The organism is Streptomyces sp. SID13726 (assembly GCF_010548375.1).
Lineage (GTDB): Bacteria > Actinomycetota > Actinomycetes > Streptomycetales > Streptomycetaceae > Streptomyces.
The window spans coordinates 39,991-56,774 of the sequence record NZ_JAAGLY010000003.1 but is presented as its reverse complement, the minus strand read 5'-3'; the positions used below and the strand labels follow the sequence as shown (position 1 = coordinate 56,774).

Genomic DNA, 16,784 nt, shown 5'->3' with positions numbered 1-16,784 from the left:
CGTGGGTTGCTCGGAGCGCGGGAGGGTGACGTCTCGTACGTTAGCGACGCGGGTTGGTGAGGAAACCCCTAATCGGGCCCACGACCCCCTATTGCGACCCCTGGCAGTGTCGAGGGTCCGGTATGTTGCACATGAAACTCGGCATGGCTGAAAAACGTCGTGATGCTGGATGTGGCCGGGCTGGTGCATTGATGAATTTCTTATGCGCTCTTTATCGCGCTGCACAGTTGCTTCGCGCGGCCCTGAAAAGCCGAGATCTTCGTTAGGTCTGGGTTCATACGTCGTTTAGCGGTGTGTGGGTCGTTCGGCTCGGCGTTGTCAAATCGCCCTGTACTGACGCGCCTTGCGAGGCATCGATCGGGGTGTTAATTTGCAAAGCCTGACGTCGGCCGGAATTGACCGCCCGGCGGCGTCCGTGCAATTAAGGGAGGCGATCAGTGGCAGGCGCAACGCCTTGAGTGGTTTAGCCGTTTCTTTATTCAATGCTGGTTGCTCTTTTGCGTCGCGAGGGGAAAGGTTTTACGGGCATGGTTCTGCTTGAGCGTAAAGAGGAGCTCGAATTCCTGCTGGACCTGCTCGACGAGGCCGTCTACCGGCACGGCACATCGGCGTTGGTCGGGGCTGCCGCGGCCATGGGCAAGAGCGTCCTGCTGGAGACCTACGCACGGGCTGCCGCGGAGCAGGGTGTGCTGGTGCTCACGGCGATCGCCTGCGAGGAGGAGAGACAGGTTCCGATGGGCGTGATGAGCCAACTGCTCTTCCACGCACCGCTGTCCGCCGGGGCGCGCGCGGAAGCGGACCGGCTGCTCGCCGTCGACGCGGGCGCGGAGCCGGACATCCGGACCACCCACGCCCTCGCCATGATCCTGCTGGACCTCTCCGGCCGCCGTCCCCTCGCCGTGACCGTCGACAACATCCACCTCGCGGACGCGGAGTCCAAGTCCGTCCTGTCGTACTTCGCCCGCCGCATCCGTGGCGCCCGGGTGGCCACGGTCTTCACGTACTCCGAGTCCTCGGAGCACCACGAGCGTGAGTGCGCGGACGAGTTGCTGCGTCAGCCGAACTGCCACCAGCTCACCCTGCAACCGCTGTCCCTGGAAGGTGTGGCCCATCTCGGCGCCCGGGTGCTGGGTCGTCAGGCGCCTGCCGCCATGGTGGAGCGATGCCACCGGCACACCAACGGCAACCCGTTCCTGGCCCACGCCCTCTTCCGCGACCATCTCGTCATGCGCCGCGCGGGCGCCGTGCCCTGCGGTGACGAACTCTTCGGGGCCGGCGAGGGGTACGGGCGGGCGGTGCTGGAGTATCTGCGGCGGGTCGACCCCGGTCCGGCGAGGGTGGCACAGGCGGTCGCGGTGCTGGGCGGCTGCGAGGGGGTGGCCGCGCTGCTGGACATGTGCCCGGTCGTCGTCGGCAAGATCCTCGACTCCCTCCGCGCGGCCGGGATACTCACCGGTGACGACTTCAGCCACTCCGCGGGCGCCTCGGCCGTGCTGGGCGGTGTCACTCCCGAGAACCTCTACCGGCTGAACTCGGGCGCCGCCGACTGGGGTTATCACCAGGGCCTGTCCGCCTGCCGGGTGGCGCGCTGGCTCCTCGCGGCGGGGGACAGCAGTGCGCCCTGGGCCGTGGGCGTCCTGACCCAGGCCGCCCGACTAGCTCTCTCCGAAGGGGAGTTGTCACACGCGGCGGCATGTCTGACACTGGCTCGGCAGGGCTGCGCGGGCGACGAGAGGGCCGCTGCCCGTCTGCTGGCGGCGCAGCTGTGCGCGGATTGGGGCCTCAACCCCAGCATGTGCACCCCCTACCTGGACGACCTGGTCACCGCCGGCCACGCCGGCCACCTGAGCGGCAGCGACCTGATCGTGCTCGTCAAAGCGCTGATGTGGCACGGCCGGTTCGACGGTGCCCGCGGCCTGTTGCCGCTGCTGGCGGACGCCGCGGGAGCGGCCGACGGTCCCTCCCACGGCGAGCTGACCGAGTTGAGCCTGGTCATCCGCCACGCCTACCCGGCACTGGCCGACGCCGGTCTCCAGGGGGACGGCCACCAGCCCGATCGAGCCGCACGGTTGCCGCACACCCGGCAGAATCTGAACGTGACCCAGGCGCTCGACGCGGTCCTCTCCCGGTCGTCCAGCCAGGGAGCGGTCGACCTCGTCGAGCGCGTCCTGGGCAGTGCCCCGCTCCAGGAGACCGGCACCGGTGTCATCCTCGCCGGGCTGCTCACCCTGGTCTACAGCGAACGGATCCCCCAGGCAGCTCAGTTGTGCGACGCCGTGCTCGCCCAGTCGGCCATCGGTGAGTCACGACTGCGACACGCCTCGGTGCTGGCCGTGCGAGCGGAGATCAGTCTGCGGCAAGGCGCACTGCTGGACGCCGCCGAACAGGTGCGTGAGGCCCTGCGGCTGCTGCCGTCCGCGAGTTGGGGCGTGACGCTCGCCCAGGTCCGGGGCACGCTCGTACGCGCCCTCACCGCGATGGGCCGGCACGACGAAGCCCTGGCGCAGCTCAAGCTGCCGCTTCCGCAGGAGGCTCTCGAGACCCGGTTCGGGCTGTCGTACCTCCAGGCGCGCGGGAGGCTGAATCTGGCCACCGGACACCTTCACGCCGCCCTGGAGGACTTCGAGACCTGCGGTGAACTGATGACCGAGTGGCGCATGGACGTCCCGGGGCTGGTCCCGTGGCGAGGCGAGGCGGCGGCCGTGCTGCTGGAGATGGACGAACCGGAGCGTGCCTGCAAGCTCGCGGAGGATCAACTGGCCCGCGCGGACGGGCGGTCGCCGCGCGGCGCCGGTCTGTCGATGCGCGTCATCGCCGCGACCCTCAACGTCAGCCGTCGCTCGATGCTGCTGCGGCAGGCCGCCGATCTCCTTCAGGGCTGCGGGGACCAGTACGAACTCGTCTGCACCCTGGTGCAGTTGACGAACACGTACCACGCGCTCGGGGAGCTGCGCCGGGCTCGTACGGTCGGGCGGCGGGCATGGAACATCGCGCGGGAGTGCCATGCCGAGTCCCTGGTGGAGGCGCTGGCCCTCGCCCCGGCCTCGGCGGAACCGGCCGCGTCCTTCGAATCCCTCCAGTCCCCCGACGAGGTCTCGGAAGCGGAGACCCTGCTCAGTGAGGCCGAACGCCGAGTCGCCGAACTCGCGGCGCTCGGCTACACGAACCGGGAGATATCCAGTCGTCTCTACATATCGGTCAGCACGGTGGAGCAACACCTGACCAAGACGTACCGCAAGCTCAAGGTCACCCGCCGCTCCGACCTGCCGTCGCTGGTGATCGCACCGGTTCCGGGACCGAGCTGAGCAGGTGGACCCAGGTGACCTCACCGCTGAACGGCGCACCGTGTCACGTGGGTTCTTCCTGGATGCGGGCTCCGGTTCGGTCCGGTCGTCCATCGGCCCAGTGGCGGTACGCCGCCACCGCGGTCGGCAGCGTCGGGAAGATCAGCTCCGGACCCACCGCGTCCGCGAGGCCGTATGCCTTGAGGTCGTTCAGGAGGTCCTGTTTCACGCGGGCGAGGGCGAACACGACGCCTCGGTCGGTGAGTTGGCGACGGAGTTCGTCGACCGCGTCGAGGGCGGTGATGTCGACCTCGACGTTGGCCTCGGCGTTGAGGACGAACCAGCGTACGGGGGTGGTCTGTTCGTCCACGGCGGCCAGGGCGCGGCGGTGGAAGTTCTCGGCGTTGGCGAAGAAGAGCGGGGAGTCGTAGCGGTAGACGAGGAGGCCGGGGATCGTGCGGGCCGTGGGGTAGTCGTCGATGTCGTGCATGCCGGCCACCCCGGGCACCACGCCCTCGATCGCGTCGTGCGGGCGGGCCACCCGGCTCAGCAGCTCGGCGACCGACAGGCCGACGGCCACGAGGACGCCGTACAGGATGTCGAGGGCGAGCACCCCGGCCAGGCAGCCGAGCGCCAGGAACAACTCGCGGCGGCGGAAGGACGCGAGGCGGCGGAAACCCGCGAGGTCGATCATGCGGACGGCGGCGTACACGACGAGCGCGCCCAGGACGGCCGAGGGCGTACGGGTGAGCAGGGGGCTGAGGAAGAGCAGGACGGCGAGTACGACGGCCCCGGCGACCAGGGAGTACGCCTGGCTGCGGGCGCCCGCGGAGGAGGCCAGCGCGGTGCGGCTGGCGCTGCTGCTGACCGGGAAGCCGTGCAGGAGGCCCGCGCCGAGGTTGGCGGTGCCGAGGGCCAGGAACTCCTGGTTGGCGTCGAGCCCGGGGCCCTCGCCGTGGAAGGCCCGCGCGGTGAGGATGAAGTCCGTGTAGGCGACGATGAGCACACCGAGCGCCGGCAGGACGAGGCGTGGCAGCTCGCCCAGGTCCGGCCACGCGAGGCCGGGCAGGCCGGAGGGGATCTCGCCGATCACCTTGATGCCGTACCGGTCGTCGAGGTCGAACACGACCACCGTGGCGGTCGCGAGGACGAAGGCGATCAGGGGGCCCGGGATGTGCTTGGGCACCGTGAAGAGGAACGCGAGCACGGCGGCGGAGAGGATCACGGTCGCGCCGTGGGCGTCGGGCAAGTGCCTGATGAAGGACCACAGTTGGGGGAAGAACTCCGAGCCGGTGGTCTGTACGCGGGTCAGTTTGGGGAGCTGGTCCACCATCATGATCAGCGCCACGCCCGCGAGATAGCCGATCAGGACCGGGCGGGAGAGCAGGTCCGCGAGGAAGCCCAGGCGCACCACCCGGGCCACCAGGCACAGGAGCCCGACCGTGACCGCGAGGGTGGCCGCCAGGGTCGCGTACCGGCCGGGGTCGCCCGAGGCGAGCGGGGCGACCACGGTGGCCGTCATCAGCGCGGTCGTGGACTCGGGGCCGACCGAGAGCAGGCGTGAGGAACCCAGCAGCGCGTACAGGGCGAGGGCGGGCAGGATCGCCCACAGCCCCGCGACCGGTGGCAGCCCGGCCACGCCCGCGTACGCCATGACCTGCGGCACCAGATACGCGGCCACCGTGACCCCGGCCAGCAGGTCGCCCCGCAGCCAGGTGCGCCGGTAACCGAACAGGGTCACGGCTCCGGGTGCCACGCGAGGCCACCACGGCGGGTGCGTTCCCGTGTCCTGCCTCACGAACCACCTTCTTCCGTCCGGCGCCCATGAGTCACCGGAGTGTCCCACCGGGGGCACCTCTTCACCCGGTGACTCAGAGGGTCGCCGCGTGGTCGGGGACGTAGGTCTGGAGCTCGCGCGGTGTGCGTTCGTAGCCGGTCGACGTCGGCCGCTCGGGAAGGTCGAGGACCGGTGGCGGGACCTCGCGGTACGGCACCGAGGACAGCAGGTGGGCGATCATGTTCAGCCGTGCCCGGCGCTTGTCGTCGCTCTCCACGACGTACCACGGCGCCTCGGAGACGTCGGTGTGCACCATCATCTCGTCCTTGGCACGGGAGTAGGCCTCCCAGTGGGTGATCGACTCCAGGTCCATCGGGGAGAGCTTCCAGCGCCGCAGCGGATCCTCCAGACGCCTGCGGAAGCGCTCCTGCTGCTCGGTGTCGCTCACCGAGAACCAGTACTTGCGCAGCACGATCCCGGCCTCGACCAGCATCCGCTCGAAGATCGGGCACTGGCGCAGGAAGAGCTGGTACTCCTCCTTGGTGCAGAAGCCCATCACATGCTCGACACCGGCCCGGTTGTACCAGGACCGGTCGAACAGCACGATCTCGCCGGCCGCCGGCAGATGCTCGACGTACCGCTGGAAGTACCACTGGCTGCGCTCGCGCTCGGTCGGCTTCGGCAGCGCCGCGATCCGGGCGACCCGGGGGTTGAGATGCTCGGCGACCCGCTTGATGGTGCCGCCCTTGCCGGCCGCGTCCCGGCCCTCGAAGACCACGACGACCCGGGCGCCCTCGGCCCGCACCCACTCCTGGAGCTTCACCAACTCCGTCTGCAGGCACAGCAGTTCAGCCTCGTACGCCTTGCGCGGCAGCTTCGCCACGCTCTTCTCGGCCATGCCGCCTCCACCCTCCGACGGCCTGCCCGGCACGCCGTCCCATGTCCGAGGTCGAACATCTGGACGCCACCGTACTTTCCGGCGTGCGGCTGCGCACGTCGGATGGGGGAGGCGGCGTCGCCGAGGTGCGCCTCGGTGCGCCTCGGCGTCAGAGGCGGATGACGACCAGGGCGGTGTCGTCGGTGTTGCCGGTGGCCGGCAGCAGCCGGCTCAGGAGGGCGTCGGCCAGCGTCTCGGGGTCGGCCTCGCGGTGGGCGGCGAGGGTCGCGGCGAGGCGGGCCAGGCCGGTGTCGATGTCCTCGGTGCGGCGTTCGATCAGACCGTCGGTGTAGAGGACGAGCGTGGCGCCCTCGGCGAAGGACACGGTGGCCTCCGGGCGCATGGTGTGTTCGAGGCTGGCGCCGAGCGGTGGGTCGGTGGCCCGGTCCAGGAAGGTCACCGTGCCGTCGGGGCCGAGCAGGGCGGGCGGGAGGTGGCCCGCGCTGCTGTAGGTGATGGTGTGGTCGGACCAGTCGATGAAGGCCGTCGCCGCCGTGGTCGACTCGGCGCCGTCGACGGAACGGGCGTACAGCCCCAGGGCCTCCAGAGCCCGGGCCGGGCCGTCGGCGACACGCGTGGCGGCACTCAGCGCGCTGCGCAGCTGGCCCATGACACAGGCGGCGGCGAGGCCGTGGCCGACCACGTCACCGACGGCCACCGCGAGGCAGTCGTCGGGCAGGTCGACCAGGTCGTACCAGTCACCGCACACGTTCAGGGCGCCGACGGCGGGCCGGTAGCGCACGGCCGTCCGATGGTGCCCCAGGGGTCCGGGGGCGGGGAGCAGCGCCTCCTGGAGCGCCAGGGCGACCTCGCGCTCGCGGGCGTGCGCCGCGCGCAGGCGTTCGTTCACCTCCTGGAGCTCCCGGGCCCGGGTGTACAGCTCGGCCTCCAGCACGCGCGCCCGGCTGTCGCCCCCCGGTCCGCCGCGGGCCCGGATCAGTTCGGTGACCTCCTCCACCCGGTGCACGAGCAGCGTCACCTTGCCGTCGGCGCCGAGTACGGGCGCGTTGACCGGGCTCCAGAAATGCTGCTTCCAGCGGCCGGGGCGCTGGGGGTCCTCGATGTCGTAGCGGAGCACCGCCATGGTGTCGCGCTCGCCGGTGGACACCGCGCGCAGCATCGACTCCCGGGTCTCCCGCATCCCAGCCGCGGCGGAGTCGTTGGGGTTCTCCGGGAACACGTCGAAGATGTAGCGGCCGACCAACTGGTCGCGGGCGCGGCCGGTGAGCCGTACGAAGTCGTCGTTGACGTCGACGTACACCAGCTCGGGCGTCAGCAGTGCCACCATGCCGGGCAGGGCCCGGAAGACCGCGGCGTGGTCGATCTGCGGTTGCCTCATGTGCTGCCTGCCTCGACTTCGGCCGTCATGACGTGATTTTCCACGATAGAGAACATCGAGGTGGCGTACGTCCTCAGTCCGGGCGTCGCCCTCGGCGGGACGGCGGGGTCACTCGCTGGAGAGTATCCGTCCTGGACGTCCTCGTCGCACCGGGTGCGAACGGGCAGGCGGTCTCGTACAATCCGCCCCCGACAATCGGGAATGCGGTGACGCGGGAGGTCTGCCATGACGAGGTCCGCACACATACCGAGAAGACGAACCAGGCGTTCAGGAAGGCTTACGACGTCCCGTTGCGCGGCGGCATGAGCCGGCCCGCGCAGACCCGGCCGGACGGCCCGGGCATGCGGCTGGAGCCCTTGAGCGAGGCCGGGGCGCAGCGGATCGAGCACTGGTTCGACCACCCCGAGGTCCGAAGGCGCCTGGGCGGCCGCGAATGGATCCACCGTCAGCTGGGGCTGATCGGCGAGGAGCCCGGCACCGTCTTCCGCGGCGCGGTGGTGCTGCGCTGCCACGGGTGGATCGGCCTGGACCAGGCCGGGACGCCGGTCGCGTTCATCGGCGGCGATGTCTACGACCGCTGGGTCCGCTACCACGGTGAAGGCCCCGAACCCCGGATCGCCATGGGCCTGGCCTACCTGGTCGACCCCGACCGGTGGCGGCACGGACACGGCCGCTCCGCCCTCCGGGCCGTCCTCACCCACCCCGACACCTGCGATGTCCAGACCTTCTTCTGCGGCATCGACGCCGACAACCACGCCAGCCGCAACTGCGTCGAATCCGTCGGCTTCGGCCTCCTCGACCCGGAGCCGGACCACGAGGGGATGCTCTACTGCCACCGCGCCCGACAGGACGGATCACCGACAGCAGGGTGATTCCCATGCCCGCGCACGGTTTGGACAGGCATGGCGAGGAGACCCGACGTCCGGGGACGAGGAGGACGGCGCGATGTCCGACACTCATCAGATGGTCCTGACCCGGACGGTCGACTCCGGTGCCGAGGAGTGGAGTTGCCTCAGCTGCGACCGGCGCATGCTGTTGCGCTGGCCGCCCCACTACGAGAGGCGCATCCTCGAAGCGGGCGACGAGAACGCCACGCACGTCGGCGGCAAGGGCGGGGTACGGATGGGCACCGTCGAAGTGACGCCGGCGTCCGTGCCGCCCGTGGCCGAGCACGACATCCGCTGGCTCCAGGACAACGGCATCGACTGGAACGGCAGTTGAGTGCCTGCTGACGATGTCGCGGGCCGTGTGTGAATCACCGGTCGACGGCGACCTGCCGACGTCGACGGCCGACATCGATCACCTCCACGACAGCCCTCCGGCCTCGTACGGCCGCCCCGCATCACACTGAGCACCACGGCGTTCCCGAGGTGCGGAGCCCGCTCATCCACGACTTCCGCCCGGCGACAGCCAGGGTTCCCGCGTGCGTCGAGGCCACCGGTTTTTGGCATAGGACAAAGTGCTAGAGTCGCTTGCGGAGGTGATCACGTGCCGATCACGGGTACGACCGCTGCGGAGATCGCCGGCAGTGTCCGAGACCAGGTCGCGTCGGGCGCGCTCGCGCCACAGGCGGTGCTGCCGCCGGTGCGGGTGCTCGCCGCCGAGCTCGGAGTGAACCGGAACACGGTCGCCTTGGCATACCGGCGGCTCGTCGAGGCCGGGGTGGCCGAGACCCGGGGCCGCGGTGGCACCGTGGTTGCGGCGGTGCCGCAGCTCGCCCGTGAGGGCGTCGGCGTCGGCGGCGACTCCATCGACCTGGCCAGCGGCAACCCCGATCCGCGGCTACTGCCGGACATCCTGGCCGCGGCCCGCGGCGGACACTACTCCCAGCCCCTGTACGGCACGTCCGCCGTCGACGAGGCACTGGCCGAATGGGCTGCCGGCGACTTCGCCGAGGACATCGAGCAGCCGTTTCGGACGCTGGTCGCGCACGGAGCGGTCGACGCCACCGAACGTCTCCTGAACGCCCATCTCGCCCGTGCCGACGTGGTGGCGGTCGAGGATCCGTGCTTCCTGGCGAGCATCGGAACACTGCGGCTGAACGGGTACCGGTCGGCACCGGTGCGGGTCGACGGCGACGGCATGCGTCCGGACTCGCTGCGGGCCGCGCTCGAGGACGGCGCTCGCGCGGTCGTCTGCACGCCGCGCGCCCACAACCCGACCGGTGCCAGTCTCACCGGGGAGCGGGCGGCCGACCTGCGCGCGGTCCTGGCCGACCATCCCCAGGTCCTGGTGATCGAGGACGACCACTTCTCGGCCGTCTCCGCCCGGCCGTACCACCGGATCACCCCTGCGACCGCGACGCGCTGGGCGCTCGTGCGGTCCCTCTCCAAGTTCCTCGGCCCGGACCTGCGTCTCGCCCTGGTCGCGACCGACGCGGAGACCGCCGCGCGCCTGGAGGCACGGCTGAGTGCCGGCACCACCTGGGTGAGCCGCCTCCTGCAACACACCGCCCACGAACTGCTCGTCGATCCCCGCGTGCAGGAACTCCACGAAAGGGCCCGCGCGGCCTACGCGCACCGCAGCAGCCTGCTCATCCAGCGGCTGCATGCCCACGGCATCGAGGTGCCCCACCGGCCCGACGGACTGAACGTATGGGTCGAACTCGACGTCGACAGCCGATCCGTCGTCCGAGCCCTGGCCGATCGGGGCTGGGCCGTACGCCCCGGCCACCTCTTCGTCCGTGACCCGTCCGCCCACCAAGGCGCGATCCGGATCACCAGCTCCACCGTCACCGAGCCGCAGGCCGAGGCATTCGCCACCGAACTCGCCGCGGTAGTCGCCGACTTGCGTACGGCGCCCTGACAGCCCGACGTGCCCCCTCCCCTCTCAAGGAGTCACCGTGTTCCACGGCCTCAGCGCCTTCCCGCTCACCCCCACCGACGAGGACGGCATCGACACCACGGCATACGCCACACTCGTCACCCGCCTCGCCACCGCCGGTGCCGACTCCATCGGCGCTCTCGGCTCCACCGGCGGCTACGCCTACCTCACCCGCGAGGAGCGGGCCCGCGCTCTGCGGATCGCGGTCGAAGCCGCCGACGGGACCCCCGTCATGGCGGGCATCGGCGCGCTGCGCACCTCGCACGTCCTCGCCCTGGCCGAGGACGCGCAGAAAGCCGGGGCCTCCGCCGTGCTGCTCGCCCCGATGACGTACCAGCCGCTCACCGAGGACGAGGTGTTCGGTCTGTACGAGGACGTCACCCGGGAGCTGTCGGTGCCGCTGTGCGTGTACGACAACCCGGGTACGACACATGTGCGGTTCAGCGACGAACTGCACGGCCGGATCGCTCAGTTGCCGAGTGTCGCCTCGATCAAGATCCCGGGTGTGCCCGACGATCCGGCACAGGCCAAGGCCCGGATCGACGCGCTGCGGGCGCTGATCCCCGACACGGTCACCATCGGTGTCAGCGGCGACTGGATGGCCGCCCGTGGCCTCAACGCCGGGTGCGATGTCTGGTACTCGGTGATCGGCGGGACCTTCCCCCTGACCGCGCTGGCCCTGACCCGCGCCGCTCAGGCCGGTGACGCCGATCCCGCCACGGAGCTGTCCGACACCCTTGAGCCGCTGTGGGCCCTGTTCCGACGCCACGGCAGCCTGCGGGTCATGTCCGCCGCCGCCTCCCACCTCGGGCTGACGGGCGAACCGAACCTGCCACGCCCGCTGCGCGGGCTGGACGAGGCCGCACGTCAGGAGGTCGCCGAAGCGCTGGACGCCCTCGGTCTCGCCGGCTGAGCGCGGTCGCCGTGAATCAGCAGCCCACAGCGAGCGGGACGAATACCGTGAGCAGGCTCCCAGGGCCTTCCGGCGCCAAGGGCCGCCTGGCGCGCTACGTCATCGCCGCCGCCCTGGCCCGTACGGCTGACGGGGGAGCGATCGTCGCGGTCGTCCTGCTCGTCAGCTCGTCGGGCGGGTCGGGAACGCTCGCGGGTGCACTCGGCGCCTGCATCACCGCGCCGCATCTGCTCGGCCCCTTCGTCGCCCGTTCGCTGGATCTCGCGCGGGACGGCCGCAAGGTCATCGCCGCGGCCTGTCTGGTGTACAGCACCGCGCTGGCCACCGGAGTGCTGACATACGGCCACCTGCCGGCCCTGCCGACGGCACTCCTCCTGGCCATCGCCGGCACATGCGGCCCCCTGCTGACAGGCGGCATCAGCAGCCGGCTGCCCGCCATCGTCGGACCGCGGCTGCGCACCCAGCGGCGCGCACAGGGCTGGGACGTGGCCACCTACGGAATCGGCGGCACCGTCGGCCCGTCCCTGGTGGCCGCTCTGGCCGGCTGGGCCTCGCCCACCGCGGCGGCACTCGCGCTCGCGGCCGCGGCGGCGGCGGCCGCCGCCTGCGTGCTGCTCCTGCCCCCTACGGCGCCGCATCACCGAGGAGACCGAGGCGCGACCCTCAAGCCGGGGCCGACCCTGATGCTGATGGCCCGCAACGGCTCACTGCGCCGCACCACCTACCTGACGATGGCCGTCGCGCTCAGCGTCGCCGCCCTGCCGGTCACCGCAGTGCACTTGACGAAGATCCTCGGCGTCGAGACCGGCACCGCGGCCGTGCTGACCGCCGCCTATGGTCTCGGCAACCTCGTCGGCTCCGTGACGGTCATGATCTCCCCGCTCACCGGCGATCCCGACCGGCTCATGCGCCGCCTCGCCCTCTGTGTGGTCGCCGGCCTGGGCCTCGTCGCCCTGAGCCACACCTTCGCCCTGTCCGTAGCGGCGTTCGGGCTCACGGGCGTTCTCAACGCGCTCTTCTTCGCCGCCACGCTCGCCGCCCGCACGGAATACGCGCCGGCCGGTGTTCAGGGGCAGGTCTTCATCTGGGTGGCCGCCCTGAAGATCACCTCGGGATCCGCGGGAACCGCCCTCGCCGGCTCCCTCACCGGCCTGGACGTGCGGCTGCCCCTCGTCCTCGGCATCACCGGGACGACCACAGCCGTCCTGGCGGCCACGTTCGAGAATCGTGTCAGGGGCAGGTTCACGAGGAGCCGGTGCCAGACACGACAGCCGTAGACGCAGGCAGGTGCTGGCGTGCCGGCCGATCACACGGGTCGATGCGACTCGCCCTCAGCTCGCCGGCACTTCAAGGGCCAGACCCTCCGCCGTCGCGGCCAGCCCTCCAGGCTGTACCGCCCCCGGTTCACGCAGACTGACAGCCGCCTCCAGGCGATAGAAGCCGGCGGGCAGCCCCTGCCCCTCCAACCGGATGGTGGGTTCGCGCACCGGGACCAGCCCCTCCCCGGACGCGAGCTGATAGCGGGTCTTCGTCCCCAACTTCCGTGCCACCACAACGGCGTTGTAGGCGAGACGATCCGCCCGCAGCTCGGCCGCGTCGAGGTCGAGCGTGATCGTCATGGCCAACCTGCCGTCGGCACGCACGTGTTGGCGGTCCACGAGGTCCAGGGTGAGCCCGGTCGTGAGGTCGGCAGGGGTGTCCGCGCGCACGTCCGGTCGAGAAGTGCCTTGTGAGGCAGGGGAGTTGACCGAAACTGGGCGAATCGGCGACGGCGCGACCCGCCCCTCGATGAAGTCCAGCAGGGACTCGCGTTCCCAGGCCGCCCAGCGTGCCTGCTCCCCGCTCCGCACGTGCTGGACGGTCGTACTGCGGATCACACCGCTCTCGTCCAGCAGCACCCGGACGAGGAAGCTCTCGTAGGGCCGGTTGTCCGTCGGCGGCTCGGTGGCCGTCGCCAACTCCCGTGCGCGGACACGCCAGCGCTCCACCTTGGCCGGTGAGAGGCCGGTGATGTCCGGCAGTAGCTTGATGAGTTCGTCGACCGGGCGTTCCGCAAGGTCCGCGCAGGTCAGGACGCCCGACGCGGTGAGCCTGGACGCGATCTTGGGGCCGATGCCCTCGATCCGCGTCAGGTCGTGGGTGCGGGGAGTGCCGTCCTCCCCGTCGATGGTGTCGCTACGGCGCTCCACGCTCGCTCCTCCGTCGCCTCTGCCCGTGGGTCATCGCTCCGCCGAACGGCCGGTCCTCCCGTGGTGCCCCACCGGAGGACCGGCGTGTCCCGGCGTACTACGTCGAGGTCACCAGGATGTTCGTGCTGTCGGTGAAGGCGAACAGCGGGAACCGGTTCACCGGGGTCCCCGCGCCCGGGCAGCGCACGTTGAAGGTGAGCACCGCCCCCAGCTTGTAGATGGTGTCCGGGCTGAGCGCTCCGCTCGGGACATCGAGGGCGGTCGTCGCGCCCGCGGGCGTGGTGGCGTCGTACTTGTACTGACCGGCGACGGTGTTGCCCCTGACGGTGCCGAGGTCGACCTCGGGGTTGGGGCCGAGGCTCTCCGCCGTGTACTTGATCTCGAATTCCAGCGCGCAGAGCACAGCCCGGACCGTCGGGGAGGTGATGTCGAACTCGATCGCCAGCTGGAACGGATCCCCGTGCCGGATGATCAGGTTGGACGGGACGCCCTTCGGGTCGAGGACCTGGAGACGTTCGACGATCTTGAGGTCTGCGCTCGGTTCGGATGGCATGGTGCCGTGCTCCCCTCGTTCGGCGGTGTCTGCCCCACGGCGTATCGCGGGCCGCTTAACCGCCGCACATGTCGGCGCTTAGCCGTAGCGGATTCCGCATTTAAGCGGGATCAAATGCGGTCATGCCGTGCGATATGGTCGCGCAACTCGACCGTGGCCGGACCGGGTCGGACCCCCAACTCCTCCTGGAGGAGCCGCGTGCAGGTGCGGAACTGCAGCAGGGCGAGGTGCGGTTGGCCCTGTCGGCAGTAGCAGCGCATCAGGCGCCGGTGGGCGTCCTCGCGGCACGGGTCGAGTTCGATGATCCGCCGGCACAGCGCCGCGCAGGGCGCGTACCGGCCGAAGGTGAAGGAGAGACCGCCGAGCCGGTCCAGTACGTCGAGGTTTGCGAGCCGCAGCCGTTCCCGGTCGAGCACCGGCCAGTCCTCGTACGGCTCGTCGGCGAGCAGATCACCCCGGTACAGGCCCGCCGCGCACTCGTACTCGGACATCGCGCCGCCTAGCCTCCCCGACTCCTCCAACTGCCTCCCCCGTTCGGCGCGTTGCTCGAACTCCTCGACGTCCAGCCACAACAGAACGTCGTCGGCGAGCCGGTAGGCGCCGTCGCAGTGCACGATCACCGGTTCGGTGGTGACCGTGCGCAGGGTGCGGCGCAGGCCGTGGATCGCGACGTTCAGGCTGTTGCGGGCGGCCACCGGGGACGAGCCCGGCCAGAACACCTCCATCAGCGCCTCACGGCGTGGCCAGGGATCGCGGTGCGTGAGCAGATAGGCGAAGAGCGAACGGGCCCGGCCGCCGGTGAAGCTGTCCGCCGGGGTGTCCTCGACGGTGACCACCTGAGGGCCGAGCAGATGGACGGCGAGCAGACGCGTCGGCGCACGGTCCGGCGCGAGAGGTGTGCTCGGCGTGGACGCCGTGGCTGGTGAGTCGAGGACAACGGAGGGGGCCGGTTCGGGCCGCCCGCCCTTGAACGTGCGCCACAGGTCTCCCCACAGCCTGTCGCCCTTGACGGGCGGCGGGGTGACGTCGAGCAGTTTCAACGGGACCGGCGTGTGCGACCAGCCGCACCGGCCCACGACCTGGCCGAGCCAGTCCGGCGACGGGTTCGCGCTGTGCGTGATCTGGTCGAGGATGCCGTGCTCCATGTCCTTCAGCACGGTCAGGGACTCCCGGTGCAGGGCCTGTTCATGACGCAGTCCCTGCACCTGCCGCGCCAGGTGATGGGCGGTGGCCGCGGCCTCGGCGGCCGTGCCGGGCCCCGCACCGGTTGCCGCGGTACCGTCGGACGGGGCTACGGCGATCCCGGCGAAGTGCGCCAGCGCGCTTTCCGTGTCGTCGGCGAGGAGCGCCAGCCGCCCTCGCTGCCAGCCCGCCCAACTCCGGTGCGCCGGAAGGCCGTCGGTGTCGGCCAGCCCGTAGGCCGCGAGGGCCCGGTCGGTGGCCGCAGCCATGTCACCGGCGCCGGCCGCCACCACGCTCGCGGCCAGCATGCTGCGACAGGCGCCGTCGGAGTCGGCGCGGTCGCCGAACCGGGACGCCGCGAGGTCGAACCAGTTCCGGGCCCGTCCCGCGGCCCCGCAGGCGGCGGCCATCTCACCCCGGATGTAGATGAGTTGAGGGTGTCCGTCGAGCACGGCGGCGGGCAGTCGGCCGATCCAGCCGTCGAGCAGCTCCCACTGGCCGTCGTCCATCAGATCGTCGGAGCTGTCGGTGATCAGACGGGCCGCGGACTCCCCGTCGCCGAGGTCGAGATACAGGCGTACGGCGTGCTCCACCGCGTCCAGCGCCGCCAACTGAGCTGCCGCACACCGTAGTTCCTCACGGAGAGGGAGACCGCACTGGTCGAGGACCGTGCGCAGCGGACCGCGCCACACCGTGCGCACCCGGGTCCAGCCGTCCTCCAGTTCCTGCAACCAGGGCCCGGAGGGGAGCAGGCCGCTGCCCATCAGCGTCGGATGGGCGTACTCCAGTCGCACCGCCCGCCCCAGGGAGCGCTGTTGGGCCCCGTCGGCGCTGTGGAGGAGCGTCCCGGCCAGCCGGGTGAGCAGGTCCTCCACGTCGTCGGCGCCGTCGAGGGCGCGCTCCACCTCCCGGGCGCCGGACAGGGCGTACGCGGTGCGCACCGCGTCGATGACTGCGGCCCGGCCGCCGCAGAGACCGCGCAGCCGTCGCCGCAGTCGCCCGGCTACCGGGGCGTCGACGTCCAGGAGCCGTTCCAGCACACTCGGCGGGACCCGCAACTCGGGCCCGAAACGGCGGACTTCACTCCCGCCCAGCAACCTGCGGGGCACCTGCTGATGGCTCACGAGGACACACGGGACGCCCGCGGCGACGAGGGCCGGCAGCAGGTGGGCGACGGCCAGGGGCAGCGTCTGCGACGGTGCCGACGCGTGATGGACGTTCTCCAGCACCAGCGCACCCCGGCTCCGCAGCAGGGGCACGAGGTCGGAGGCGAGCCGGCCGAACAGCGGCGGCCAGCCGGACACGGGACCCGGCCGGGCCCGCAGCATCTCCCGCGTGGCACGGCAGGCGCCCTCCCGCTGACGGCACGCGGCGGCCGCCAGCGAGATGAGGAACGTCGCCGGATCGCCGTCCTCGACGTCCAGCCGCAACCACAGCGGATGCCTCCCCGCCCCGGTCAGCGCGGTCGCCAGCCCCTCGCCGTCGACGTAACCCGGAGGCGCGTGCAGGACGGTGAGCCCGCCGCTCGCCGCCTCCGTGAACGTCGGCGGCACAGAGGTCCCCTCGACGCGCGGTGCGAGAGCTTTCGCGATGAGCGGCATCGAACCCCCCGATGCGGGACATCGCCACCGCTCCGCCGACGACCTCGTGCCGACGGTGCGGTGGGACGACTTCCGGCGTTGCGACTCTAGCAGCGCACAAAGGTCGTATACGGGCGTTCGATACCTTGTCCACGGTTGCCTCGCATACCGGAAACCGCACCCTCAACACCGCGTCCCGCAGGGCGA

12 protein-coding genes are annotated in these 16,784 nt (G+C 71.2%); 6 read left to right on the top strand and 6 right to left on the bottom strand.

Annotated elements, in window-relative coordinates:
* Nucleotides 1–527 precede the first annotated feature (527 nt).
* Nucleotides 528–3,305: a LuxR family transcriptional regulator gene (locus G3I78_RS52800; protein ID WP_164422185.1), complete on the top strand. Its 2,778-nt coding sequence runs from the start codon at nucleotides 528–530 to the stop codon at nucleotides 3,303–3,305.
* Nucleotides 3,306–3,348: 43 nt separating this feature from the next.
* Here G3I78_RS52800 and sulP read toward each other — a convergent pair whose 3' ends face one another.
* The 3 genes from sulP to G3I78_RS08185 form a co-directional block, all read right to left on the bottom strand.
* Complete coding sequence (gene sulP, locus G3I78_RS08195; RefSeq protein ID WP_343243683.1) at nucleotides 3,349–5,040, bottom strand: sulfate permease; 1,692 nt, start codon at nucleotides 5,038–5,040, stop codon at nucleotides 3,349–3,351.
* Between the two features lie 115 nt (nucleotides 5,041–5,155).
* Nucleotides 5,156–5,959: a polyphosphate kinase 2 gene (gene ppk2, locus G3I78_RS08190; protein WP_164422183.1), complete on the bottom strand. Its 804-nt coding sequence runs from the start codon at nucleotides 5,957–5,959 to the stop codon at nucleotides 5,156–5,158.
* 148 nt (nucleotides 5,960–6,107) lie between these two features.
* Nucleotides 6,108–7,337: a SpoIIE family protein phosphatase gene (locus tag G3I78_RS08185; RefSeq protein WP_164422182.1), complete on the bottom strand. Its 1,230-nt coding sequence runs from the start codon at nucleotides 7,335–7,337 to the stop codon at nucleotides 6,108–6,110.
* 206 nt (nucleotides 7,338–7,543) lie between these two features.
* Between G3I78_RS08185 and G3I78_RS08180 the strand changes: the two genes are divergently transcribed.
* From G3I78_RS08180 to G3I78_RS08160, 5 genes are all read left to right on the top strand, one after another.
* Nucleotides 7,544–8,209 (top strand): GNAT family N-acetyltransferase, encoded by a 666-nt coding sequence (locus G3I78_RS08180; protein ID WP_343243682.1) that lies wholly within the window; start codon nucleotides 7,544–7,546, stop codon nucleotides 8,207–8,209.
* A gap of 73 nt (nucleotides 8,210–8,282) precedes the next feature.
* On the top strand, nucleotides 8,283–8,558 hold the full coding sequence (locus G3I78_RS08175) for a hypothetical protein (protein WP_164422181.1): 276 nt from the start codon (nucleotides 8,283–8,285) through the stop codon (nucleotides 8,556–8,558).
* Nucleotides 8,559–8,825: 267 nt separating this feature from the next.
* Nucleotides 8,826–10,142: an aminotransferase class I/II-fold pyridoxal phosphate-dependent enzyme gene (locus G3I78_RS08170; RefSeq protein ID WP_164422180.1), complete on the top strand. Its 1,317-nt coding sequence runs from the start codon at nucleotides 8,826–8,828 to the stop codon at nucleotides 10,140–10,142.
* Between the two features lie 37 nt (nucleotides 10,143–10,179).
* Nucleotides 10,180–11,073 (top strand): dihydrodipicolinate synthase family protein, encoded by an 894-nt coding sequence (locus tag G3I78_RS08165; protein ID WP_164422179.1) that lies wholly within the window; start codon nucleotides 10,180–10,182, stop codon nucleotides 11,071–11,073.
* Nucleotides 11,074–11,120: 47 nt separating this feature from the next.
* Nucleotides 11,121–12,350, top strand: a complete 1,230-nt coding sequence (locus tag G3I78_RS08160) for an MFS transporter (RefSeq protein WP_343243681.1) — start codon at nucleotides 11,121–11,123, stop codon at nucleotides 12,348–12,350.
* Between the two features lie 54 nt (nucleotides 12,351–12,404).
* Here G3I78_RS08160 and G3I78_RS08155 read toward each other — a convergent pair whose 3' ends face one another.
* The 3 genes from G3I78_RS08155 to G3I78_RS53145 form a co-directional block, all read right to left on the bottom strand.
* On the bottom strand, nucleotides 12,405–13,262 hold the full coding sequence (locus G3I78_RS08155; RefSeq protein ID WP_164422177.1) for a helix-hairpin-helix domain-containing protein: 858 nt from the start codon (nucleotides 13,260–13,262) through the stop codon (nucleotides 12,405–12,407).
* A gap of 97 nt (nucleotides 13,263–13,359) precedes the next feature.
* Nucleotides 13,360–13,815: a hypothetical protein gene (locus G3I78_RS08150; RefSeq protein ID WP_164422176.1), complete on the bottom strand. Its 456-nt coding sequence runs from the start codon at nucleotides 13,813–13,815 to the stop codon at nucleotides 13,360–13,362.
* Between the two features lie 110 nt (nucleotides 13,816–13,925).
* The gene (locus G3I78_RS53145; protein ID WP_164422175.1) at nucleotides 13,926–16,550 is read right to left on the bottom strand and encodes a BTAD domain-containing putative transcriptional regulator; all 2,625 of its coding nucleotides are present in this window, start codon (nucleotides 16,548–16,550) and stop codon (nucleotides 13,926–13,928) included.
* Nucleotides 16,551–16,784 lie beyond the last annotated feature (234 nt).

What these genes read in the sequence shown, in the direction of transcription:
- ppk2 (WP_164422183.1), bottom strand. Translation starts at nt 5,959, where the DNA reads ATGGCCGAGAAGAGCGTGGCGAAGCTGCCGCGCAAGGCGTACGAGGCT.
- G3I78_RS52800 (WP_164422185.1), top strand. Translation starts at nt 528, where the DNA reads ATGGTTCTGCTTGAGCGTAAAGAGGAGCTCGAATTCCTGCTGGACCTG.
- G3I78_RS08150 (WP_164422176.1), bottom strand. Translation starts at nt 13,815, where the DNA reads ATGCCATCCGAACCGAGCGCAGACCTCAAGATCGTCGAACGTCTCCAG.
- G3I78_RS08175 (WP_164422181.1), top strand. Translation starts at nt 8,283, where the DNA reads ATGTCCGACACTCATCAGATGGTCCTGACCCGGACGGTCGACTCCGGT.
- G3I78_RS08185 (WP_164422182.1), bottom strand. Translation starts at nt 7,337, where the DNA reads ATGAGGCAACCGCAGATCGACCACGCCGCGGTCTTCCGGGCCCTGCCC.